Annotated in this window: 17 protein-coding genes; 6 read left to right on the plus strand and 11 right to left on the minus strand. The window is 75.2% G+C overall.

The features are described from left to right. The 4 genes from Sru01_RS06825 to kdpF are packed head-to-tail and all read right to left on the minus strand — an operon-like array spanning position 1 to position 4,756. On the minus strand, positions 1-879 hold the full coding sequence (locus tag Sru01_RS06825; protein WP_203983008.1) for a potassium-transporting ATPase subunit C: 879 nt from the start codon (positions 877-879) through the stop codon (positions 1-3). Continuing rightward, positions 880-3,006 carry a potassium-transporting ATPase subunit KdpB gene (gene kdpB, locus Sru01_RS06830; protein ID WP_203983009.1) on the minus strand — a complete coding sequence of 709 codons (2,127 nt, stop codon included), beginning with the start codon at positions 3,004-3,006 and terminating at the stop codon, positions 880-882. Then, entirely contained in the window at positions 3,006-4,667 is a 1,662-nt protein-coding gene (kdpA, locus tag Sru01_RS06835) for a potassium-transporting ATPase subunit KdpA (protein WP_203983010.1), read from the minus strand. Before kdpA ends, kdpB begins: the two co-directional genes overlap by 1 nt. Next, the gene (gene kdpF, locus Sru01_RS06840) at positions 4,667-4,756 is read right to left on the minus strand and encodes a K(+)-transporting ATPase subunit F (protein WP_203983011.1); all 90 of its coding nucleotides are present in this window, start codon (positions 4,754-4,756) and stop codon (positions 4,667-4,669) included. The genes kdpA and kdpF overlap by 1 nt, the downstream gene beginning before the upstream one ends. Positions 4,757-5,466: 710 nt before the next feature. On the opposite strand from kdpF, the gene Sru01_RS06845 reads away from it, so the two are divergent. Further along, positions 5,467-6,048, plus strand: coding sequence for a hypothetical protein (locus Sru01_RS06845; protein WP_203983012.1), 582 nt, complete (start codon positions 5,467-5,469; stop codon positions 6,046-6,048). Between the two features lie 177 nt (positions 6,049-6,225). Further along, positions 6,226-6,816, plus strand: a complete 591-nt coding sequence (locus tag Sru01_RS06850) for a hypothetical protein (protein ID WP_203983013.1) — start codon at positions 6,226-6,228, stop codon at positions 6,814-6,816. A 124-nt stretch (positions 6,817-6,940) separates the two neighbouring features. Here the strand turns inward: Sru01_RS06850 and Sru01_RS06855 are convergent, their stop codons facing one another. The 4 genes from Sru01_RS06855 to Sru01_RS06870 all read right to left on the minus strand — a co-directional run bounded on the left by Sru01_RS06855 (position 6,941) and on the right by Sru01_RS06870 (position 12,192). Further along, complete coding sequence (locus Sru01_RS06855) at positions 6,941-7,237, minus strand: cell division protein SepF (RefSeq protein WP_239137050.1); 297 nt, start codon at positions 7,235-7,237, stop codon at positions 6,941-6,943. A 204-nt stretch (positions 7,238-7,441) separates the two neighbouring features. Then, complete coding sequence (locus tag Sru01_RS06860; RefSeq protein WP_203983015.1) at positions 7,442-9,706, minus strand: SulP family inorganic anion transporter; 2,265 nt, start codon at positions 9,704-9,706, stop codon at positions 7,442-7,444. 80 nt (positions 9,707-9,786) lie between these two features. Then, the gene (locus tag Sru01_RS06865; RefSeq protein ID WP_203983016.1) at positions 9,787-11,424 is read right to left on the minus strand and encodes a hypothetical protein; all 1,638 of its coding nucleotides are present in this window, start codon (positions 11,422-11,424) and stop codon (positions 9,787-9,789) included. Between the two features lie 180 nt (positions 11,425-11,604). Further along, entirely contained in the window at positions 11,605-12,192 is a 588-nt protein-coding gene (locus tag Sru01_RS06870) for a YbhB/YbcL family Raf kinase inhibitor-like protein (protein ID WP_203983017.1), read from the minus strand. Positions 12,193-12,421: 229 nt separating this feature from the next. Here Sru01_RS06870 and Sru01_RS06875 point away from each other — a divergent pair, with 229 nt between their 5' ends. Further along, the gene (locus Sru01_RS06875; protein WP_239137033.1) at positions 12,422-12,937 is read left to right on the plus strand and encodes a PH domain-containing protein; all 516 of its coding nucleotides are present in this window, start codon (positions 12,422-12,424) and stop codon (positions 12,935-12,937) included. 155 nt (positions 12,938-13,092) lie between these two features. Beyond that, positions 13,093-14,676 (plus strand): PH domain-containing protein, encoded by a 1,584-nt coding sequence (locus Sru01_RS06880; protein WP_239137035.1) that lies wholly within the window; start codon positions 13,093-13,095, stop codon positions 14,674-14,676. 181 nt (positions 14,677-14,857) lie between these two features. On the opposite strand, the gene sepH is transcribed toward Sru01_RS06880, so the two are convergent. Then, positions 14,858-17,551: a septation protein SepH gene (gene sepH / locus Sru01_RS36140; RefSeq protein WP_275412141.1), complete on the minus strand. Its 2,694-nt coding sequence runs from the start codon at positions 17,549-17,551 to the stop codon at positions 14,858-14,860. Positions 17,552-18,051: 500 nt separating this feature from the next. Between sepH and Sru01_RS06890 the strand changes: the two genes are divergently transcribed. After that, complete coding sequence (locus tag Sru01_RS06890) at positions 18,052-18,900, plus strand: hypothetical protein (protein ID WP_203983018.1); 849 nt, start codon at positions 18,052-18,054, stop codon at positions 18,898-18,900. Between the two features lie 20 nt (positions 18,901-18,920). Here the strand turns inward: Sru01_RS06890 and Sru01_RS06895 are convergent, their stop codons facing one another. Next, complete coding sequence (locus Sru01_RS06895; protein ID WP_203983019.1) at positions 18,921-20,201, minus strand: D-arabinono-1,4-lactone oxidase; 1,281 nt, start codon at positions 20,199-20,201, stop codon at positions 18,921-18,923. A 54-nt stretch (positions 20,202-20,255) separates the two neighbouring features. Continuing rightward, positions 20,256-21,470 (minus strand): MFS transporter, encoded by a 1,215-nt coding sequence (locus tag Sru01_RS06900; protein WP_203983020.1) that lies wholly within the window; start codon positions 21,468-21,470, stop codon positions 20,256-20,258. A gap of 134 nt (positions 21,471-21,604) precedes the next feature. On the opposite strand from Sru01_RS06900, the gene Sru01_RS06905 reads away from it, so the two are divergent. Next, entirely contained in the window at positions 21,605-22,888 is a 1,284-nt protein-coding gene (locus Sru01_RS06905; RefSeq protein WP_239137037.1) for a lytic transglycosylase domain-containing protein, read from the plus strand. Positions 22,889-22,917 lie beyond the last annotated feature (29 nt).

Genomic DNA, 22,917 nt, shown 5'->3' on the forward strand with positions numbered 1-22,917 from the left:
TCACCGCTCCCGGTCGAGCGCGAGGTTGAGTTCCAGCACGTTCACCGCGGGTTCCCCCATGAACCCCAGGCTACGGGGGATCGTGTGGGCGTCGATGAGCGCGGTGACCCTGGTCAGGGGCAGGCGGCGTTCGGCGGCGACCCGGCCGGCCTGGAGGCGGGCGTAGGCGGGGGAGATGTGCGGGTCGAGGCCGGAGCCACTGGCGGTCACCGCGTCGGCGGGCACCTGGACGCCGGTGACGTCGCCGCGGACCGCCACGGTGCGCCCGGCCGCGTAGTCCTCGCCCGGCCGGCCGCACTCGACCCGCACGCCCTGGTAGGCGGCGATGAACGGCCGCGCGGGGCACGCCTGGTTGACGCTGACCGCGCGGGCGGGGGGTCCGGCGGCGGGGAACACCTTCAGCACCGCGCCGACGCCGTCGGGGGTGCAGTACGGCCGGGCGCCGGACACGCCCTCCAGCGCGCCGATCGCCATGGACCGGGAACACACCTGGGTGAGCAGGGACCGCCGGCCCTCGTCCGGCTCGCCCCGGCCGTTCCGGGCACCCGGCACGGGCAGCACGTCCACGATGTCCTCCGGGCCGAGGTTGCTCGCCGCGGTGGCGGTGGGGTCGTAGCCGTCGCCGGCGGCCGACGGGCGGGACTGGAAGTACTTCCTGACCGGCTCGCCGGCGGCGTCGGTGAAGGACTGGCCGACGATCGCGCTGCCCACGACCTTGCCGTCCCGTTCGATCGGCGAGCCGCCGGCGGTGTGGCCGAACAGCAGCCGGGCCACGCCGGTGACGGCGAGCGGGTAGACGACGCCGGTGACCACCGTGAGCAGCAGCAGCGCGCGCAGCGCGGCGAGGTGCGGGCGGAGCCGGCCGGGTACGCGGTCCATTTATGACATCCCCGGTAGGAACTGAATGAGCAGGTCGATGAGCTTGATGCCGATGAACGGCACGATCATGCCGCCCAGGCCGTAGAGGTAGAGGTTGCGGCCGAGCAGCCGGGCGGCGCTCGACGGCCGGTACCGCACCCCGCGCAGGGCGAGCGGGATCAGCGCCACGATGATGATCGCGTTGAACACGACCGCCGACAGGATCGCCGACTGCGGGCTGGCCAGCCGCATGATGTTGAGCCTGTCCAGCCCCGGGTACACCGCGGCGAACATCGCCGGGATGATCGCGAAATACTTTGCGACGTCGTTGGCGATCGAGAAGGTGGTGAGCGCGCCGCGGGTGATGAGCAGCTGCTTGCCGATCTCCACGATCTCGATGAGCTTGGTGGGGTTGGATTCGAGATCGACCATGTTTCCCGCCTCCTTGGCGGCGCTGGTCCCGGTGTTCATCGCGACCCCGACGTCGGACTGGGCGAGCGCGGGGGCGTCGTTGGTGCCGTCCCCGGTCATCGCGACCAGCCGGCCGCCCGCCTGCTCCTGCCTGATCAGCGCCAGCTTGTCCTCCGGGGTGGCCTCGGCCAGGTAGTCGTCCACCCCGGCCTCCTCGGCGATGGCCCGGGCGGTCAGCGGGTTGTCGCCGGTGATCATGACGGTGCGGATGCCCATCCGGCGCATCTCGTCGAACCGCTCCCGCATGCCCTCCTTGACCACGTCCTTGAGATGGATCACTCCGAGGACCCGGCCCCGCTCGGCCACCACCAGCGGGGTGCCGCCGCTCGCGGAGATGCCGTCGACCAGGTGGCCCACCTCATCGGTGGGGTGGCCGCCGCCGTCGCGCACCCACTTCATGACGGCGGTGGCCGCGCCCTTGCGTACCTCCCGCCCGTCCACGTTCACTCCGGACATGCGGGTTTGCGCGGTGAACGGCACCCACTCGGCGTGGGCCAGCTCACCAGGGGCGCGTTCACGCAGGCCGTACCGTTCCTTGGCGTAGATCACGATCGAGCGGCCCTCGGGGGTCTCGTCGGCCAGGCTCGACAGCTGTGCCGCCCCGGCGAGCTCCTCCTCGGTGACCCCGGCCACCGGGACGAACGCGCCCGCCTGCCGGTTGCCCAGCGTGATGGTGCCGGTCTTGTCCAGCAGCAGGGTGGAGACGTCGCCCGCCGCCTCCACCGCCCGCCCGCTCATCGCCAGGACGTTGCGCTGGACGAGCCGGTCCATGCCGGCGATACCGATGGCCGACAGCAGCGCGCCGATGGTGGTCGGGATGAGGCAGACGATGAGCGAGATCAGCACGACCCCGGTCACGCCGTCGGCGGTGAGCGCCAGGGAGTCCGGCACCCCCGGGTTGGCCGACTTGGCGTAGATCGCCAACGGCTGCATAGTGGCCGTAGCGATCAGGAAGATGATCGTCAGGGCGGCCAGCAGGATGTTCAGCGCGATCTCGTTCGGCGTCTTCTGCCGGTCGGCGCCCTCGACCAACGCGATCATCCGGTCCACGAAGCTGTCGCCGGGCCGCTGGGTGACCTCGACGATGATCCGGTCGGACAGGACCCGGGTGCCGCCGGTGACGGCGGATCGGTCACCACCGGACTCGCGGATCACCGGCGCCGACTCGCCGGTGATGGCCGACTCGTCCACGCTGGCTATCCCGTCGATCACGTCCCCGTCCGCCGGGACGACCTCGCCGGCCTCGACGATGACGTGGTCGCCCTGCCGGAGTTCGGCCGCGCCGACGACGTCCCACCGGGTGCGATCGGCGCTGTCGCGGAGTCTGCGGGCCGTGGTGTCCCGCCGGGCGGCCCGCAGCGTGGCGGCCTGGGCCTTGCCCCGGCCCTCGGCCACGGCCTCGGCCAGGTTCGCGAAGACCACGGTCAGCCAGAGCCACAGCACGATGGCCCAGGCGAACCACGACGGGTCGAGGACCGCCAGGACGGTGGTGAACGCCGCACCCACCTCGACGATGAACATGACCGGGTTGCGCCACATTTTGGCGGGGTTGAGCTTTCGCAGCGCGTCGGGCAGCGCGCGGAGCAGCTGCCCCGGGTCGACGAGGCCGCCGCCGGCCGGGATGTTCGCCCTGCCGCCGGAGGAACGACCCGGCGCCTTCGGTACGGAGGTAGGCATCAGCGAAGTCCTTCCGCGAGCGGTCCGAGCGCCAGTGCCGGCAGGAAGGTGAGGGCGCCCAGGACGAGGGTCACGCCGACGACCAGGCCGACGAACTGTGGCCGGTGGGTGGGCAGCGTGCCCGCCGAGACCGGCACCGGGGCCTGGCGGGCCAGCGATCCGGCCAGGGCCAGCACGAGCACGATCGGTAGGAACCGGCCGAAGGCCATGCACAACCCGAGCGAGGTGTTGTAGAAGGCCGTGTTCGCGCCCAGTCCCGCGAAGGCCGAGCCGTTGTTGGCGGCCGCGCTGGTGTAGGCGTAGAGGATCTCCGACAGGCCGTGCGGGCCGGTGTTCAGCATCGCCGAGCGGCCCGTTCCGGTGGCCATCGCCGTCGCCGTGCCGGCCAGCACGAGCGCCGGGGTGACCAGGAAGTACAGCGAGGCTAGCTTGATCTCGCGCGTACCGATCCGTTTGCCCAGGTACTCGGGGGTGCGTCCCACCATCAGGCCCGCCACGAACACCGTGATCACGGCGAGGATCAGCATGCCGTACAGCCCCGCGCCCACGCCGCCGGGAGCCACCTCGCCGAGCAGCATGTTGAAGATCAGCATGCCGCCGCCGAGCGCGGTGTAGGAGTCGTGGGCGGAGTCCACCGCCCCGGTGGAGGTCAGCGTGGTCGCGCTGGCGAACATACCGGAGTTCGACACGCCGAAGCGCGTCTCGCGGCCCTCCATCGCCTGCCCGACGGCCTGCGGCACGGTGCCGCCGGCACCTAGCTCGGCCCACTGGGTCACCCCGATCGCGAGTACCGCGAGGATCGCCATCACGCTCAGGATGGCGTACCCCTGCCGGGTGTCGCCCACCATCCGGCCGAACGTGCGCGGCAGGCTCGCCGGGATCAGCAGCAGCAGGAAGATCTCGATCCAGTTAGTCCATGACGTCGGATTCTCGAACGGGTGGGCGGAGTTGACGTTGAAGACGCCGCCCCCGTTGGTCCCGAGCTCCTTGATGGCCTCCTGGCCGGCCGCGGCCGCCGGGGTGAAGGTCTGCTGCCCGCCGGTCAGCGTGGTCCAGGTGAAGTGGCCGTCGAACGTCTGGATCACGCCGCCGGCCACCAGCAGCAACGCCGCCACGAAGGCGATCGGCAGCAGGATCCGGATGGTGCCGCGCACCAGATCCACCCAGAAGTTGCCCAGCGTTTCGCTCCGCTCGCGGGCGAAGCCGCGCACCAGCGCGACGGCCACGGCCAGGCCGGCGGCCGCGGACAGGAAGTTCTGCACCGCCAGGCCGGCCGTCTGCACCAGGTGGCCCATGGCCGACTCGCCGGCGTACGCCTGCCAGTTGGTGTTGGTGACGAAGCTGACGGCGGTGTTCCAGGCGAGGGCCGGCTCGACCGGCCCCATGCCCAGGCTCAGGAACAGGTGGCTCTGCAGCCGCTGCAGGCCGTACAGCAGGAGGATCGACAGGATCGAGAAGGCCAGCACGCTCCGGGCGTAGCCGCTCCAGCGCTGCTCGCCGTCGGGCTTGACGCCGATCAGCCGGTATATGCCGAGTTCCAGGCGGGAGTGCCGGGTGCCGGCGTAGACGCGGTACATGTAGCCGCCGAGCGGCCGGTGGCACAGGGCCAGTGCGAGTAGCAGGGACGCGATGAACAGCGCTCCGGCCGCGGCCGGGGACATCAGAACCGCTCCGGGAAGAGCAGGGCCACGACCATGAAGACCAGCAGGCCGGCCAGCACGACCAGGCCCGTGGCATTGACGGCGTTCACAGCCGGTCCACCGCCTCGACGACGAATCCGAGGATCACGAAGATCGCGATCGTCAGACCGGCGAAGATGACGTCAGCCATCCGCACTCCTCAGTCACGTGATAGGTATGCCGCCCGCGGAGCGGGTGGTGTCAGTACCAGCACATCGTGGAATTTCGTGGTTTATAGAGCTCTTGACGAATTACATACGGGTGGCGGTCGATCTTTGACGGCACCGCTACGTGCCGGGCGGCCGGCCGCTTTCCGGCGGGAACCGGCACGGGGTAGCGCCCTTGCCCGTCCCGCTGAGCGCCGGCCGTGGCCCGGCCGCGCGGAGCCCGGACCGTCGCCGCCGGCCCCGGCTGCCGGTCCGCACCGGCCCGGCCGGCCCCTATCGGCCTGGGGGTGCCGCGACGGCCGGCTCGACGACGGCGATAGAGATGAATTCCCGGTGCATAAGCGATTCGCTGGGAAACATGCTGGAAAGGCGGAATCGGCCGACTGTCGGAAATCTGGGTCAGGCAGGTGCTGTGTTTCTTTCCGAAGGTGTGTCGTCTGTTTTCCCTATCGCTACCGCGGTGTCGCGTCACGGCAGCGATCAGCGGGTATTCCCTGTTCGCCGTGCTCCCACGCGGCGCGGCGAAAGTCCGGTTCATTGAAATTCAAGCGATATGGGAGTGCCGAGTGATTCCTCGGGAGAAAAGGTCGCCTGCCCGTAGGCCGGCCTGGACATTGTCCGTCGCGACCGTGGTCGCCGGCGGCTTCGTCGCGCTGTCCTCGCCGCTCGCCGCGCACGCGGACACCGGTGCGCAGGCCGCGCCGGTGCGGGCGGCGGCGAAGGCGGCCGCACCGGCCGCCGGCGTCACCGCGGCCCGGACCGGAGGCCGGACCGTCGCGGGCGGCGGTGGCGGTGATGACGACGCCGTCACCGTGCCGAAGAAGTGCTGCAAGAACTGCCCGCCCGGCCCGCCCGGCCCGCCCGGCCCGCCCGGACGCACCGGAGGGATCGACACCGCGTTCGTCCTCACCGACAAGTTCGTCGGCAACGTGCAGGGGGACGGCACCACGCTGATCCGGGACCCGCGGACCACGCCACGCTGGAACAACCTCTCCACGCTCACCGGATACCCCGGCAACGTGACGGACGTCAGCCTCGCGGTCAGCCTCACCGGGTTGCTGCACGTGACCGTGCGCAGTTCCACCGGATTCGTCCGGCAGAGCACCTGCACGGTCATCCCGGTGCCCGGCGGCGGGATCACCCCGGCCTGGCCGGGCAATTGCACCGCCTTCGTCGATCTGACGCCGCCCCTCTGACCGCGGCCCTGCCGACCGCGGCCGCGAGCCGCACCACCGCCGCGCCACGTACGGTGATCGCGGCCGGCCGCGGGCCCGCCCGGCGGAGGTGTCCCGCCGGGCGGGCCGGGGCCTTCCCGAACCCCCCGCCCCGGGGACCGCACGGCCCCGGAGGCGGCCGATCGAATGGATTCGCTGATGGCATTCAACGAGCGGGTACCGACCCGCAGCACGGGTACGCGCCGGACCGCGGCACTGGCCCTGGGACCGGTGCTGGCCATGGCGGCCGGCCTGGTCACCGGGCCCGCGACGCCGGCGGCCGCCGGCGCGGCGGGGTGCGCGGTTCGCCCGCCGCACCCGGCGGGCGAACCGCCGGCCAGGCAACGGCCCGCCGGCGACGACGACGGCCGGTCCGGTCACCGGTGCCCGGCGGGCCCGGCCGGCCCGGCCGGGCCGAGTGGTGCGGTCGACACGGCCTTCGCCGCGACGACGACCACGCCGGAGGCCAAGTACGTGGGCGTGGCGCAGGGCGACGGCGGCGCGCTGGTCCGCGACCCGACGTCGGTCGCGCCCAATCCGCACTGGCACGATCTTTCCCTGCTGCCCGGCTACCCGGGCGGGGCGGTGGGGATCAGCCTGTCGCCCACCCCGCTGAACGGCACCGCCCGGCTCGCCGTCACCGTGCGCAGCGTGACCGGCCAGGTGGCGCAGACCCACTGCACGCTGGCGCCGAACGTGGTGTGGCCCGGCAACTGCACGGCCTTCACCGACCTGACCCCACCGCTCTGACCCTGCCGCTCTGACCCTGCCGCGCCGCGCCCGCCACGCCGACCGTGCCGCGCAGACCGGGTAAGCGCAGACCGGGTAAGCGCAGACCGGGACGGTGGACGGTGCCACCGTCCGCCGCCCCCGGTCAGGCGCTGAGGGCGACGTCCGCGGGGACCAGCAGGAACACCTTGTGCCCGACGCGGTCCATCCCACCGCGCCGGCCGAAGACCAGCCCGGCGGCGAAGTCGACCAGCGGCTCGGCGTCGGCGTCCGACATGCCGGACAGGTCCATCAACACCGGCTGGCCCTTGCGGAAGAAGTGACCTACGTGGAGCATCTCGTCATAGTCCTGCGGGCGCAGGGTCCGCACCGCGGCCAGGTCAGGGACCCGAGGGATCCCGGTGAAATCGTCGTCATCAGGACCGTCGGTCCCCCGAGGCATTGCCACGCCGCCGACGTTAACACTCAGAGATCGATAGCTGGGTACTTACCTCGCAAAACCCCTCGAAGCATGGCAATGACTATGCGTCCCGTCATTCTGCTGCACTAGTCCCATCGCTCCCAGCCGCCCCACCGGTCATGGCGCACCGGCCGGCGGGGCAGCCGGAACGCGGCCCGGCCGGCCGGCGGGACCGGCCGCGCGCCGTCACCGGCCGGCGGCCACCGGGGTGAAGCCGTCCGGCTCCAGCACGTGCACCTGCGCCGCGCCGATGTCGAAGTACAGCCCCACCAGCTCCAGCCGGCCGGCATCCTCCAGCGCGGCGACCGCCGGGTGGGTGCGCAGATTGTCCAGCTGCTGGGCGACATTGGCCCGGCACAGCCGGTTCAGCGCGCCGTCGTCGCCCGGCTCGCCGGGCACCTCGTCGGCCAGCAGGTAGCGGGCCAGCGTGCGGTCCCCGTGCCGCAGCCAGCGCCGCAGGCCCGGCATGCCCTCGGTGCGCTCACCGGCGCTCAGCAGCGCGGCCATCGCCCCGCAGCCGGAGTGCCCGCACACCGTGATGCTGCGGACGGCGAGCACGGTGGTGGCGTACTCGATCGCGGCGAGCACCGAGTCGTCCGGCGGTGCGGTCCCGTGCCGGGGCACCAGGTTGCCGATGTTGCGGACGGTGAACAGGTCGCCGGGCCCGCTCGCGGTGATCAGGTTGGGCACCAGGCGCGAGTCGGCGCAGGTGATGAACAGGTGCGACGGGTCCTGCGCGGTGGCCATCCGGGTCAGGAACGGCCGCACCAGCGGGGCGGTGCTGCGGTGGAAGTCGGCGGTCCCGGCGAGCAGGTCCGGCACCGCGTTGCGCCGGGACCGGTCGGTGACCGGCGCGTCGCCGGCCGCCGGCAGGGCGCCGCCGGTGCGCCGGCCGCCGCGCCGGTAGGCCCTCGGCAGCCACCAGCGCTCCGGCGGCCGCGGCAGGCTGCGCACCGCCGACAGCCGGGTGCCCCGGGCGGCCGAGGCGTACCACTCGTCGTGCACCTCGTCGATGACGACGGTGCCGCCGGTGCGCTCATGCTCCAGCCGCCAGTGGTACAGCGCCTCGAACGCGGCGTTGTCGATGAAGTCGAGGTTGAGCTCCAGGTCGACCGCCGCGCCCGGCGGGACCCGGCGCAGGGTCTCCATCAGCCGGGGCACCCCGACGAACGTCATCGACCCGGCGACCACGACATGCCAGCGGCCGTCCGGCTCCGCGCCGGCGTGCACCGACACCCGGGTCAGCCGGCGCAGCGCCGACAGCGCGGCCAGGCCGAGGCCGACCAGCACCCCCTCGGCCAGCCCGATCACCACCACCGACCCCATGGTCAGGACGTACACCGGCAGCTCGCCATGCCCGTGCAGGCCGCGCAGCGTGCCGAGGTTGACCATGCGGACGCCGATGAAGACCAGCAGGGCGGCCAGCGCCTCCATGGGGATGAGCGTGACCGTCCAGCTGAAGCCCACCATGAACAGCAGCACCCAGCCGCCGTGCATCATGGTCGACCACCGGCTGCGGGCCCCGGCCCGCACGTTGGTGGTGGTGCGGACGATCACGCCGGCCACCGGCAGTCCGCCGAGGGCGCCGGACACCATGTTGGTGACCCCCTGCCCGACGAGCTCGCGGTCCAGGTCGGCGCGCGGACCGTCGTGCATGCGGTCGGCGGCCACCGAGCACAGCAGCGACTCGACCCCGGCCAGCAGCGCGACCAGCAGCACCGCCGCGGCGACACCGTGCCAGTCGCCCTCGGGCAGCAGTGGCGTGGCCCACCGGCCGAAACCCTCGGCGAGGTCGGCGTGCGTGATGTCCCAGCCGAGCGAGCCGGCGGTCAGCGCCGCTATCAGCAGGGCGGCCAGCGGGCCGGGGACGCTGTTCAGCCGCGGCAGGCGCGGCCACAGCACCAGCACCGCGATGGTGAGCACCCCGACGGCCACCGCGTGGCTGTGGTTGTTCATGATCTGCTGGGGCAGTTCCAGCAGGTTCTCCACCGCCGACCGCTGGGGCCGCCCGCCGAGCACCACGTGCAGCTGGGCCAGCGCGATCACCACTCCGACGCCGGCGAGCATGCCGTGGATGACGGCCGGCGACACCGCCAGCGCGGCGCGCGCCACCTTGAGCACGCCCAGCGCGATCTGCAGCGCCCCGGCCATCAGCGTGATCGCGCAGGTCGCCCGCCAGCCGTACCGCTGGACCAGGTCGGCAACCACCAGGGCCAGACCGGCCGCCGGTCCGCTCACCTGCACCGCCGAACCGCCGGCCGCGCCGCCGATCACTCCGCCCACGACCGCGGCGACGAGTCCGGCGACCAGCGGCGCGCCCGAGGTGACGGCGATACCGAGCGACAGGGGCACGGCGACGAGGAAGACCACGAGGGATGCGGGCAGGTCGTGCCGGAGCACCGAGATGATGCGCTTAGTGCCGGCGCGGTCACGTTCCGTGTCGGTCGTCATGGAGCGACCTTACGATGCGGGGCCCGCCGTCCGTGGTGTTCGGCGGCGCGTTTTACCCGCCACGGGCGAAGCCGGAGAGATCAGCGGTAGGAGTCGGGATAGTCCGGATCGGCCGAGCGGTGGTGCCCGCCGCGGGACGGCGTGGGCGCCTGGTCGGAGCCGACGCCGTTGCCGTAGAGCTCGCTGTAGGTGGGCCAGCCGCCGGTCGTCCGCTCGCGCGGCGCCGGCCAGGAACCGGGAGCCGGCTCACGCTCGGGGTATCCGGCCTGGCCGGCGGGGGAGGGGCCGGTGGCCGGGGCCGCGTCGCCGTCGTCGATCGTCGCCCAGCCGGGGGTCACCTCGTAGGAGGTGGCCGACGGTGCCGGGTAGGACGGGTCGTCGGGGCGCGCCACGGGCTCGCCATAGGTCGGCAGCTGGTAGCCGGATGTCGGCCACGGACCGGTGTTCTGGGCCGGGCCGGGCGGTTCGTCCAGGATGTCGTAGGAACCGGTGGCCTGGTAGGAGGCGGGGTAGCCGGGCCGGGTGGGGAAATCGCCGGTCGGCGGACCGCCGTCCGGTACGTCCCGGTGACCGCCCGCCGCGGCGGCCCGCGCGGGGCCGGTCGCCCGCGACGCCGGCCGGGACGCGTCGTGCGGCCGGCCGGAGTCCAGCGGACCTGTCGTGCGCGGGGCCTCGGCCGGCCCGGTGCCGGCCGGGCGGCGTCCGGAGCCGCGGGCCGGGGGGGCGCCGGCCCGTCCGGCGGGGCCCGGGACCGGGCCGGTGTTCAGCGGGTCGGCGATCGGGCCGGACGGGCGGCCGGTGACGCCGCGGCCGGCGTCGGCGCGCGCACCCTCCGGACGCGCCGCTCCGGGAACGGTGTCCGCGCCGCGCCCGGCGCGCCTGCCCTCGCCCCGGCGGGTGTCGGACCCGCGGCCGGGGGCCGGCCGGCCGGGTTCGGCGGTCTCGGCGCGGCGCCGCGACCTGGGCCGGCCGGCGCCGGCCGTGCGGTCGGGCTCGGCGACCTCGGGACGGGCCGGGCGGCGGCCGCGCGCGGGCGGCTGGACCGTGCCGGGCGTCTCGGCGGCCGGCGGCCGGGGCACCGGCGCGGAGAACGTCACGGTGCGCTCGTCGGCCGCGGCGGCGGCGGAGGTGGTGCCGGGGACCGGCTCCACCAGGTCGGCCAGGCCGCCGGGACGGACGGGCAGCGGCGCCTGCACGGTGGCGGCGTCGGGGTCGGCGGCGGGCCGGTCCGGCTCCTGGCCGGCACCGGTGGCGAGGTCGGGCCGGCTCACTCCCATGCGCGCGGCGATGGTGCCGCCGAACGCGCCGTCGTCGGCGCGCACCCGGGTCCAGTAGTCGTCGTCGTAGTCGTCGGCGTCGCCCCACTCGTCGACGCCGCGCCGTCCGCGGGAGGAGGACCCCTGCTTGGCGCGGGGGCCGGAACGGCCACCCGGCTTGGCGCCGGGCCGGGCGGCGGGACGGTTTCCGCCGGGCCGCAGCCGGGCGGTCACCCGCTCCGGCTCCTGGAAGGCGTCGAATCCCTCGGGGAAGCTGCGGAAGAACGTCTCCTCGGCGGGACGGCCACGCTTGGCGGACGGGGCATCGGCTTGCTCGGCCATCTTGCGTAGCCGCTCCGGAGCCAGGTTGCTCTCGCGCCGGCTCATCGACCGCATGCCGATGACCACCACCGCAAGCACCAGCAGCACGACGGCGACGAGGCCGATAATGACCGCGGTCATGGCACCACCTTCATGGCCAAGGCCCTGGAATGGCACTGGTGAACCCGCGCGGCCGTCGACGCGGGTCCCCGTCGACCACCTGCGCTCCGGAATTGCATCTGATTCTGTCCGACCACTATGACCGTTGTCACACCCTACGAGAAGATCCGGTATTCATGACTACCTGAGGTGCCGGCGCCGTCACTCGATGTGCGTCGCCGACAGGCGCCCCCGGGCGATGGTGTGCTGCGCGATGTCGTCCAGCGTCTGCCGCAGCCGCTCGCCCCGCTTCGGGTCCAGCTTCTTGTCGAGCGCGTACACGCTGAAACGATAGGTCTCGTCCCGCCGGCACGGCGCGGAGTAACCCGGCCGGCCGGTCGAGGTCACCCCCTGCTGCGCGCCGCGCGGGACGCTGTTCTGGGCGAGCTCGGTGGTGAGCGGGTCGATGTTGAACAGCACCCAGTGCACCTCCGCCGCTCCCTGCTCGTCGTTGGCGTCGACCACCAGCGCGATCGACCTGGTCTCCTTCTGCGGCACCCCCGACCAGCGCAGCGGCGGGTTGCCGACCTTGCCGGCGCAGCTGTAGTCCGCCGGCAGGGGCGTCTGGTCACGGAAGCTCGGACTGGTGACGCTGAGCTGGTCGAGTGACCGTTCGGTGGGTGAACCCCCACCCACGATGCCACAGCCCGCCAGCGTGGCGGCCGCCGCCACGGCGGCCGCGGGCACCCGGAGGGCGCACCGCATCCGGCCACCGCACCCGTCGCGCCCGGCCGTCCTCCGCTGCCCCATGCTCGCTGATGCTACGCGGGTCTGGGGGGTGCGCCGACCTCATCACCCGAACGGGTCGGCTCCGGACGGCCGCCGACCGGCCTGGACCGGCCAGGTTACCGATTGGTAATCACTTTGGACACCGGCCGGTCTCGCGCGGACACCGGGCCGGCCGCCCGGCTCCGCGAACCCCCCGTGCCGGGCGTCGCCGCCCCGCACCGGGAGCGCCCGGAAGAACTAGGCTGATGTGGTGCCTGTACCCCTGCGCGTCCCCGCCCACCGGGTGTCGCCCCGCGCGATAGCGCTGTGGCTGCTGCGAGCGCTGGCCGGGTTCGTCCTGCTGGTCGGCGGCGCGGCCCTGCTGGCGTCGTGGATCGACGACGCGCGCTGGTCGTGGCTGCCGTCGTGGGCGGTGTCGAACATCTGGTGGCTTCCGGTGGTGGTCGCGGCGGTGGAGCTGCCGTTCCTGGTCGTCGAGCCGCTCTGGCGCTACGCGGTGCACCGGTGGGAGCTGGCCGGTGACGTCGTCTACGCGCGCTCGGGCTGGTTCAGCAGGCAGTGGGTCTTCGTGCCCGTCAGCCGCATCCAGACCGTCGACAAGGAGCAGGGCTGGTTCGAGCGCGTTCTCGGCCTGGCCACCGTGGAGATCAGGACCGCCTCGTACGCGGGCTCTTCGTCGATCCAGGGCCTGGACGCCGGGGTCGCCGACCACCTCGCGCACGACCTGGCACACCGGGCACACCAGCTGCGGGACGACGCGACGTGAACCCCGGCGATCCCGGCCCGATGGACGGCGCCGCCCCCGCCGGCCGGCCGCCGGAGGGGCAGGAGGCGCCACCGGCACACCACCGGCGACCGCCCGGCCCGCCGCCTGAGCCGTCCGGCCCGTATCCGCCCGGCGCGGCCCCCGGTGGTCCGCCCGTGCCCGGCGGCCTGCCGGAGCCGGCCCGCGTTCCGGGGTACGGCGCCGGCGCCCCGGCCGGCCGGCTGAGCCCGCTGATCCTGCTGATCAGACCGGTTCGCACCCTGCCCTCGCTGTTCCTGCCGCTGGCCGGCCTGCTGTTCGCCAGCGGCTTCTCGCCGGTCTCGCTCGGCTGGGCGGCGTTCGGCGTCCTGATCTCGGTGGGATTCGCGGCGATCCGCTGGGCCACCTTCACCTTCCGGGTCACCGGCGACCGGCTGGAGCTCACCCGGTCGCTGGTGAGCCGTTCGGTGCGCACGATCCCGCTCGACCGCGTCCGCGGCGTGGACGTGACCACGCCGCCGCTGCACCGCCTGCTCGGCCTGGCCGTCGTCCGGGTGGACACCGGGGCGAGCGGCGGCAAGGGCCAGGAAGGCGAGCTGGACGGCCTCCCGCTGGCCGAGGCCGAGCGGCTGCGGCAGATCCTGCTGCGCCGCAGCCGGGCGGCGCGTGGCGAACCGGTCGCCGGTGGCGGGCCGGTCGCCGGTGGCGGGCCGGAGACGGCCGCGCCGGACTCGGGCGCGGCGGCCGGCCGGCCGGCGCCGGCGAGCGCCGCCGGCCAGGACCGCGTCCACGTGCGGGTCCCCCGGCGGTGGCTGCGGTACGGACCGCTGTCAGGTGCGTACCTGCTCACCCCGTTCGCCCTGGTCGGCGGCGCGGTCGGGCTGGTCTTCCAGGTCGGTCAGGAGTTCGGCGTCGGCGAGCGCGCCGCGATCTCCGCCGGCGACTGGCTGTGGCACCGGCCGCTGCTGCTGGCCGGGTTCGCCGTGCTGCTGGTGCTGGCCATGCCGGTGGTGGGCGGCATCATGTACGCCCTGTTCAACTGGGACTTCACCCTGCGCGGACACGAGACGTCGCTGGTCGCCGAGCGCGGACTGGTCACCCGGCGCAGCGTCGCGCTGGAACACGCGCGGATCCGCGGCTACGAGATCGCCGAAGGCCTGCTGGAGCGGCGGGCGGACGTGGGGCGGCTGTGGGCGATCGTCACCGGGCTGGGCGACTCCCGCACCCGCGGCCAGCTGCTGCCCGTGGTGCCCCGGACGTTCGCCGCCCGGACCGCGGCCGAGGTGCTCGGGCCGTTCGGCGCGGAGCTGCGGGCCCACCCGCCCGCCGCCCGGCGCCGCCGGCTGTTCCGCGCCGTGGCGCCGGGCGCCGTACTGGCCGTGGCCGCCGCCGTGCCCGGCTGGTACTGGATCACCCTGATCGGGCTGGCGCTGGCGGCGGCCGGCGTGCCGCTCGGGCTGGACCGCTACCGCTCGCTCGGCCATGGCTGGGACGGGACGCGGCTGTCGGTGCGGTCCGGGTCGCTGCCCCGGTCGCAGGCGGTCGTCGAGCGGCGGGCGCTGGTGGGCTGGACCATCAAGCAGACCTGGTTCCAGCGGCGGGCCCGGGTGCTGACCGTGATCGCCGGGGTGGGCGCGGGCAGCGGCGGCTACCCGGCGGTCGACACCGGGGAGGAGCAGGGGGTGGGGTTCGCCGCCGAGGTCACCCCCGAGTGGCTGGCCCCGTTCCTCGCCTCCCCGCCCGGCCCGGCCGACTCCTGACCGCGCCGGCCGTTTTCCTCACCGGGTCGCCGGTCCGCTGTCCTGCCGATTCCTGGTGGCGCCGGCCGGCCTTCTCGCCAGGAGGGCGCCGACCGCGGGGGGACGCGATGGGACCGCCTGGCGCGGGCGGCCACCCGGGCCGGGCGGTCCGGCATGCTCGATCGGCTCCCTGCCGCGGAACTCAGTCCTGGCGGCGGGCGCCGAACATGATCTCGTCCCAGGTGGGCACCGAGGCGCGCCGGCCGCGGCCCTTGCGGGCCGGCCGGGCGGGCTTGGGCGCCGGCGCCGCCGGAGCCGCGGGCTCGGCGGGCTTGACGTCCTTCTCCGCCTGCTCGGCCTTCCCCGCGTCGGCGGCCGGTCGGTCGCCCGCGTCGCCGCTGGTACGGGCGGCCGGGACCGCGACCGCCGCCTCCTCCGCCTCCTGCTTGCGAGCGGCGGCGGCCGACTTGCGGGCCGGGCCGGGCCGGGCGGCGGCGGGAGCCGGACGGGCCCGCGCGGGACGCGCGGCGGGCGTACCGCGGGGCGCGGCGGGCGGGACCGCCGGCGCCGGATCCGGCGCCGGTTCGGCGGCGGCGGCCGGCCGGTCGTCGGCCGGTTCGGCCGGACGCGCGGGCCCGCCGGCCCGGTCACCGGAGGTGCCGGAAGACTCCTCCTGGCGGACGTCCGGAGAGATCTCGCGGGCGGCGGTCCCGCTCGCGGGCGTGGCGTCGCGGAGCGCGGCGGCAGGCGCCTGCGGGGCACCCGCCGGGGTGCCGGCCCGGTCCGGGACGTCGCCGTGCCCGGCGCCGGCGGGAGTGCCGGAAGAGGCGGCGGCCGGTGCCGGGCGCGGGTCCGCGGCCGGCGCCGCCGGGACGTCCTTGGCGTGCGGTGGCGGCGCCTCCGGTCGCCCGGGCGAGGTGACCCGCTCCGCGCCGGCCGGTTCGGGCCGGGTGGCAGAGCCGGCGTCCTCCGGCCCGCCGGCCGGCGCGGTCGCCGGACCGGCGGCGGGCGCCGCGAGATCACCGGAGTCCGGCCGGCCGGCCGGTTCGGCGATCGGCTCGCCCGCCGGCTCGGCGGTCATGGCGTCCGGGGCGGGCCTGGCGACCGATCGGTCGTCTGGAATGTCGGAGACGTCGGTGGTGGCGAAGCCTTCGGGGCGCACGCCGTGCTCGCCGGCGACCGGGGGCATGGAATCGGCGGGACGGGCGGCGGCGGGGCCGGCTCCGGCGTCGCCCGCCGGCGCGGTGGCCGGGGCGGTCCCGGTGGCCGGCGCGTCGGCGGGTTCGGCCGGACGCTCGGCGCCGGCCGTGGCGGTGGGGTCGGCCGGACGTCCGGGAGCGGCCGGGGTGGCGACGTCGCCCGCGGCGGCCGGGGTGCGGCCGATCGGCGGGACGCCGGGGTGGCCGGCGGTGTCCGGCCGGGTGGCCGTTTCCTGGGGTTCCTGGCGTTCCTGCCGTTCCAGGCCCGCGGCGGCCGGGGGCGGGAACGCCGGCCGGCCCGGCTCGGCGGCCGGCAGCGCGGACTCCGACGGCGCCGACTCCCGCAGTGCGGACTCCCGCAGTGCGGCCGCGACAGCGGGCCGGACGGAACCGTCCGGTCCGAAAGCCCCCGGTTCGGAGGTCTCCGGTTCGTATCCGGCCGGTGCGGGGCCGTCCGTGGCGGGAGCGTCCGGTGCGGGGCCGTTCGTCACCGAGCCGTGCGGGGTGAAGGCGGCCGGCCGGGCGGGGCCGTCCGGTGCGTGCGCCGCGGGCGGCGCCGGCGGGTCCGCCACGTGGGCGGCAGGGGCGGGCTCGTGCGACGCATGGGCGGCGGGCCGGCCGGGCTCCGGGTGGTCGGCGGGCCAGGCGGGCTCGGCGGCGGGCCGGTGGGCCGGCTCGCCGGGCGGCGGGGCGGCGCGCAGCGGCGTCGGCCGCACGGCGTGGCCGGACGCCGGGAGGTCGTGGCGGTCGCCGGCGTCATCGGTCGCGGCGTGGCGGTGAGGGCCGGCCGCGGACCGCTCGCGCGCGTCCGGTCCGGCGTCGTGGTCCCGGCCGGTCGCGGACCGGTCGTGCCCGCCGGCCTCCCGGAGGCCCTCGCGCCCCGGGACGGTGGAGGGCGCGGCCTCCGGCGCGGACACCTCGGGCGCGGACTCCTCCCGCGCGGGGGCGTCGTGCACGTCCGGGCCGGCTGCGGCCTGCGCCTCGGGCCATGGCCGCGGCCCGGGCGAGGCGGCGGCGGGCCGGGGTGCGGCCGCCCCGCCGATGTCCATCCGGACCGGGGCCGGTCGCGGCGCCAGCCGGGGCACGAACGGGGTGACGGTGGCCTCGTCGGCCGGCTCGACGTAGTCGGTCGCCGACAGGCGCAGCGCCTCTTCGTCGTAGGGGGTGACGTGCCGGCGGCGCGGGTCGAAGAGCCACTCGGCGTTGCGCGTGTGACCGTTCCACACGAAGCCGAGCTTGACGCGCCACAGGCCGTCGTCACGCTTGCAGGAGTCCCAGTCGATCTCGTCGGCCGGGACGCCGCGGCGGCTGAGCCGCTCGGTCACCAGCTCGCCGAGTGTCGGCCCGGGGGTGGACTCGCCGGGCACGCGGACGGCGACCCGCTGCGCCTGCTGCGCGGTGTACTCGCGCTCCTGCAGGACGGGTCCCTCGAACCAGCGGACCCGCTCCACCGGGATGCCCGCGGTGGCGGCGATCTCCTCCGCGGTCTCTCCCGCACGGATGCGGGCCTGGATCTCCTTGGGGCGCAACGGACTCTCCACTTCGATCTCGTACTGGCCGAGACGGGAGAAGTTGCCGCGGACCGCCGCCCGGAGCCGTTCGTCGACGGGAAGCGTGAACCGCGTCCCCCGGCCGGCCGTGGCCAGCACGAGGTATGTTCCGTCCTCGCTCACCGCGACGAGTCGGAGCTCCTGCATGCGGGTCCCTTCGTCGTCGTGCTCTATCTTCCCCCGGACCCTTGAGTCTCTCGCGTGAGGGGGTTACCTGCCAGCACCGTACCCGGCATGTCCGAACATCGCCTTCCTGGCAGGCACGGGAACGGTGAGGGCGGCTATATATGTGGCTTTCACCCTATCTATCGGCTGGTTGATATGCACCAGACGGGGGAGCGGTCCGGTTCGGATTCTCGCGAATCGTGGTGTCCCGTGCCTCGTACTTCGGCCAAGAGGCGGCGGAAAATGGGGCACCGCGCGCCCGCCGCCGCACCGCTTCCCGCCCGCTTCCCGCCCGCGCGGCGCTCACCGGCGGGAATCGGAAAAGATGTTCGTCGCCGCCGTTCCCGGATAGAGGACCGGGCGGTGGCGCCCGGGCATTCGCGCGTGCCGCGGCCCGGGCGGCGAACGCCCGGCAGGGAAGGGCGGGACGTCCGGGCGGGGCGCCCGGCACCGTCACGGGAGGCGAACGAAGGGGTGGGCGGATGGGAAAGGAACGGCTGGACCTGAGCACGCCGCAGATCGCCGGCAGTGCGCTGGCGGCGGCGAGCGCCGCGGTCGCCGCGTCGTTCCTCGGGGTCCACGGGACGGTCATCGGCGCCGCGCTCGCCAGCGTGGGCACCACGGTCGGCGGCACCGTCTACACCCACTACATCAAGCGCACCCGCGACCGGTTCCGGGCGGCGCAGGGCCTCATCACCGAGCAGAGCGAGCGCCAGGAGCTGGAGCTGGACGCCGAGCCGGTGACGCCGCCCGGCGAGCGGGGCCTGGCCGCGGCCGCGCACGCCACGGTCCGCGACAGCGGGCCCGCCGAGCTGCCGCACGGGGTGGACGACGCGGTCGGGACGGGCGCCGGCGCCGGCGAGCGCCCGGCGCTGCGCCGTGGCGGGCGGCCGCGCTGGGTGACGATGGCGGTGGCCACCGGGCTCACCTTCGCGCTGAGCATGGGCGGAATCCTGACGTTCGAGCTGCTCAGCGGCAAGCCGCTGAACGCCACGGTGCAGGGCCGCGGCGGCTCGGGCACCAGCTGGGGCGGCACCGTGGACGAGGGGCCGGCCGATCCCGGGCCGTCGCCGGTCGCGCCCTCCGAAGGGCCCGCCGGGTCGGCCACTCCCCGGCAGGCGGACGCGTCGCAGCGGCCGGCCCCCGCGCAGACCGGCCCGGCCGCCGAGCCGACCGGCACGGAGCCGGCGGCGCCGCCGCAGTCCGGCGACGGCTCCACCGCCGCGCCCACCGCCGGTCCGGACACCGGTGACGGGACCGGCGAGGGCACCGGGGACGGCACCGGTGGCGGTACCGCCCCGGATCCCGGGTCGGGCGGCGCCTCGCAGTGAGGCGGCCGGCGCCGGCGTCGTCAGCCGAGCACCGCGTCCAGGTGGTCGTTGGAGAACAGCCGCCCGGGGTCCAGCTCATCGCGTAGCCGGACGAAGTCGGCGAACCGCGGGTAGACGGTGGACAGGTAGGCCGCGTCCCGGGTGTGGAGCTTGCCCCAGTGCGGCCGGCCGGACAGCCGGACCATGATCTCTTCGACGGCGGCGAAGTACTCCGGATTCGGCGTCGCGTGGTAGACGTGGCAGGCGAGGTAGGCGGTGTCCCGCCCGTAGGCGGTGGACAGCCAGGCGTCGCTCGGCGGGGTGACCCGTACCTCGATCGGGAAGCCGATCCGCCAGTCGTGCAGGTCGATCAGATCGCGCACCTCCCGCAGCGCCTGGCCCAGGTGGCGGCGCGGGATCGCGTACTCCATCTCCAGGAAGCGCACCTTGCGCACGGTGGCGAAGACCTTGTAGGAGTCGTCCACGCAGGAGGAGGGGCCGAGGGCCGCCGCGCAGAGGCGGTTGAGGGCGGGGATGGCCCGCGGGGCCCGCCGCCCGGCGGCGCACAGCAGGCCGAAGACGGTGTTCTCCAGGAACATCGCGTCGAACCAGTGCCGCAGCGCGCCCGGCGGCGCGGCCGGGCCCGCGGAGCGGTTGTTGCGCTTGACCAGGCAGCGGTCGGTGTGCGGCAGCCAGTAGAAGTCGAGGTGCTCGTTCTCCTCGGTGAGCCGGTCCAGCGACCACAGCGTGTCGCCGAACGGGGCCGGCTCGCGCGCGCCGTGCAGCAGGAACGCCGGCTCCACCCGGAAGGTGACCGCGGTGAGCACGCCGAGCGCGCCCAGGCCCACCCGGGCCGCGTCGAACAGGTCGCCGCCGGTGAGGGTGGCGACCGAGCCGTCGGCGAGCACCATCTCCAGCTCGGCCACCTGGTCGGCGAGCCCGCCGATCTCGCGCCCGGTGCCGTGGGTGCCGGTCTGGACGGCGCCGGCGACGGTCTGCTCGGTGATATCGCCCATGTTGGACAGCGCGTGCCCGCGCCGGTGCAGTTCCTCGTTCAGCACGCGCAGCGGCGTGCCGGCGGCGACCCGCACCCGGCCGTCACCGGCATCCCGGATCCCGGTGAGCCGGTCCGGCCGCAGCATGATGCCGTCGGTGAGCGCCACCCCGGTGAAGGAGTGGCCGGTGCCCGTCATGCGCACCCGCACGCCGCGGCGGGCGGCGTCGCGGACGGCCTGGACCACCTCTGCGGTGGTCGCGGGCGTGCGTACCTCGGCGGGGGTGGCGGACTGGTTGCCGGCCCAGTTCCGGAAGACGGCCCTCATGCTGGAGCACGATAAGGGACGACCCGGGCGGATGGCGATAGACATGAGCAAGGCTCATGAAGCTGCCGAGCCCGCCTCCGACCGGCCACCCTCGGGCAGGTGGAGCAGCGCGCCGCCGACGGCGCCGGTCACCAGCGCCAGCAGCGCGCAGCCCAGCGCGAACAGGTAGGCGTCCGACGGGCCGAACGCGTCGGTCAGCCGCCCGCCCGCCCAGGCGCCGACCGCCACCCCGAAACCGACCGCGGTGGACAGCCACGACATGCCTTCGGTGAGCAGGTGCGCCGGCACGATCCGCTCGACGAGGGCGTAGATGGTGATGATCGTCGGCGAGATCGCCAGCCCGGCGAAGAACAGCGCCACCGCCATCAGCCGAAGGTCGGAGATGGCCGCGATCGGCGCGAAGCCGACCGCGAAGACCACCAGCGCCCAGGCGAACCGGCGGCGCAGCGACAGCGCCCACTCCCGGTGGCCGTACCACAGGCCGGACAGCATGCTGCCGAAGGCGACACAGCCGAGCAGCAGCCCCGCCGCGGCCTTCGCGCCGCGCTCCGCGGCGAAGGCCACGGTGATCAGGTCGACCGAGCCGAACACCGCGCCCATCGCCAGGAACACCCCCGCCAGCAGCGCCACCGCCGGGATGGTGATCGGGCTGCCCGACCTGGCCGGCCCCGTCCGGACCGGCGGCTCGGTGCCCCGCTGCAGCGCGAACGCCACCGTGCCGGCGACGGCGCAGACCCCCGCGACCACCAGCCCGGCGTACGGGCTGACCGCCGCCGCCAGGCCCGCGGTCAGCGCCGGCCCGGCCACGAAGATGACCTCGTCGGCCACCGACTCGAAGGAGAACGCCGTGTGCAGGCCGGCCCGGCCGGACAGCAGGTGCGACCAGCGGGCCCGCACCATCGAGCCCAGCGAGGTGGCCGCGCCGCCGGTGACCAGGGCGAAGGCGAACAGCGTCCACCGCGGCGCGCCGAACTCGGCGCAGAGCATCAGCCCGGTCAGCGCGGCGCCGTGCACCAAGGCGAGCGGGATGAGTATCCTGGCCTGGCCGAACCTGTCGATCAGGCGCCCGGACAGCGGCGCGGCGATGGCGAAGGCGACCGCCGTGGTCGCCGAGACCGCTCCGGCGGTCGTGTACGACCCGGTGAGCGCGGAGATGAGCAGGACGATGCCGATACCGAGCATGGCCATCGGCGCCCGCCCGACGAATCCGGCGATGACGAAGCCTTTGGCCCCGGGCATGCTGAACAGCGTCCGGTACGGCCCGACCACGATGTCGCCCCTTCCCCCCGCCCCGGGCGCGGCCGCCGGGAGCGACGCCCACGGTCGCGCACCGGCCCGCGGCCCGGCAAGTGATTTTCCGGCAACGTACCCGAACATCCCCCTCGGCAGTTAACGTGGGTCGGGTGTCCCCCCCTGTCCGCCTCGCGCCGCCGCGTGCCGCCCTGGCGGGGCTGGCCCTGCTCACCGTGCTGTCGATCGCCGTCGCCGCCGTCCTGCTGGCCACCGGCGACGCCGCGGGCCGGGCGGGCGGCCACCGGGTGCCGGCCGCCGCCACCGGGGCCCCCGGCACCGGATCGCCCGCGGCCTCCCCGCTGCTCGCGCCGCCGGCCGCGGTGCCGCAGACCCCGGTGTCCCCGGCGGCGAGCACGCCGGCGAGCAGGCCGGCGAGCACAGCGGCGGGCGCCGCGCCCCACCGGGTCGCCCCGCCCCGGCTGATCGCCATCGCGCCGCGCACCGTGCCCGAGGACGTGCTGCGCCGGGTCGCCGCGCTGGAGCACGTCGACACCATGGTCGTCGCGGACGGCGGCGCGATCCGCTTCTCCGCCGCCACCCTCAATCTCCTGGCGGTCGACCCCGCCGAGTTCCGCCCCTGGTCACCGCGGCCGGTCGCCGAACGGACCGAGGTGTGGGACGCCCTCACCCGCGGCGAGTTCGTCGCCGAGTCGGCCACCGCCGGCCGCTACCTGCTGCAGCTCGGCGGCGAGTACGACACCGGCGGGAACGGCCGGCTGCGGGTGGCCGCCTCCGCGCCGCTCGGCCTGCCCGGCGTGGACGGCCTGGTCGGCCGGGAGGCGGGCCGCGCGCTCGGCCTCACCCCCGGCGTGGCCCTGCTGGTGCGCACCCCGGTCGCCAGGGTCGCCGAGGTCGGCGCGCGCATCGGCCGCATCCTCGGCCGGGGCGCGCAGGTGGTGCCGGTCGGCGCCCGCCGCCCGGCCGCGACGCCGTCGGCGGCCCCGCCGCCCGCTCCGAGCACCGCCCAGAGCACCGCCCCGAGCGCCACGCCCGGCGCCGCCGGGGTGGTCGGCCGGCCGGCGAGCTACCTGGACCTGTACAAGGTGTCCGCGGGCGTGTGCCCCGGCCTGTCGTGGACGGTGCTCGCCGCCATCGGCCAGGTGGAGAGCGGCCACGGGCGCAACAACGGCCCCTCCTCGGCCGGAGCCCTCGGCCCCATGCAGTTCATGCCGGCCACCTGGCGGGCGTACGGCATGGACGGCGACGGCGACGGCAAGAAGGACATCTGGAGCGCCTACGACGCGGTGCCGGCCGCCGCCGGATACCTGTGCGCCAACGGCGCCGCCGGCGGCGGGGCCCGGCTGCGCGGCGCGGTCTTCCGCTACAACCACTCGTGGGACTACGTGAACAAGGTGCTCGGCATCGCCGACGCCTACGCCCGCGCCTACCGCTGACCGGCCCGCCGCCCGCGCCGGCCGCCGTT

Origin of the sequence: Sphaerisporangium rufum, assembly GCF_016863395.1 — a bacterium.
GTDB lineage: Bacteria > Actinomycetota > Actinomycetes > Streptosporangiales > Streptosporangiaceae > Sphaerisporangium > Sphaerisporangium rufum.

Excerpts from the sequence above, each read along its gene's own strand:
- Sru01_RS06860 (WP_203983015.1), bottom strand. The coding sequence starts at position 9,706 with ATGACGACCGACACGGAACGTGACCGCGCCGGCACTAAGCGCATCATC.
- Sru01_RS06895 (WP_203983019.1), bottom strand. The coding sequence starts at position 20,201 with ATGAGGGCCGTCTTCCGGAACTGGGCCGGCAACCAGTCCGCCACCCCC.
- Sru01_RS06870 (WP_203983017.1), bottom strand. The coding sequence starts at position 12,192 with ATGGGGCAGCGGAGGACGGCCGGGCGCGACGGGTGCGGTGGCCGGATG.
- Sru01_RS06850 (WP_203983013.1), top strand. The coding sequence starts at position 6,226 with ATGGCATTCAACGAGCGGGTACCGACCCGCAGCACGGGTACGCGCCGG.
- kdpA (WP_203983010.1), bottom strand. The coding sequence starts at position 4,667 with ATGTCCCCGGCCGCGGCCGGAGCGCTGTTCATCGCGTCCCTGCTACTC.
- Sru01_RS06865 (WP_203983016.1), bottom strand. The coding sequence starts at position 11,424 with ATGACCGCGGTCATTATCGGCCTCGTCGCCGTCGTGCTGCTGGTGCTT.
- Sru01_RS06890 (WP_203983018.1), top strand. The coding sequence starts at position 18,052 with ATGGGAAAGGAACGGCTGGACCTGAGCACGCCGCAGATCGCCGGCAGT.
- kdpB (WP_203983009.1), bottom strand. The coding sequence starts at position 3,006 with ATGCCTACCTCCGTACCGAAGGCGCCGGGTCGTTCCTCCGGCGGCAGG.
- Sru01_RS06825 (WP_203983008.1), bottom strand. The coding sequence starts at position 879 with ATGGACCGCGTACCCGGCCGGCTCCGCCCGCACCTCGCCGCGCTGCGC.
- sepH (WP_275412141.1), bottom strand. The coding sequence starts at position 17,551 with ATGCAGGAGCTCCGACTCGTCGCGGTGAGCGAGGACGGAACATACCTC.
- Sru01_RS06855 (WP_239137050.1), bottom strand. The coding sequence starts at position 7,237 with ATGCCTCGGGGGACCGACGGTCCTGATGACGACGATTTCACCGGGATC.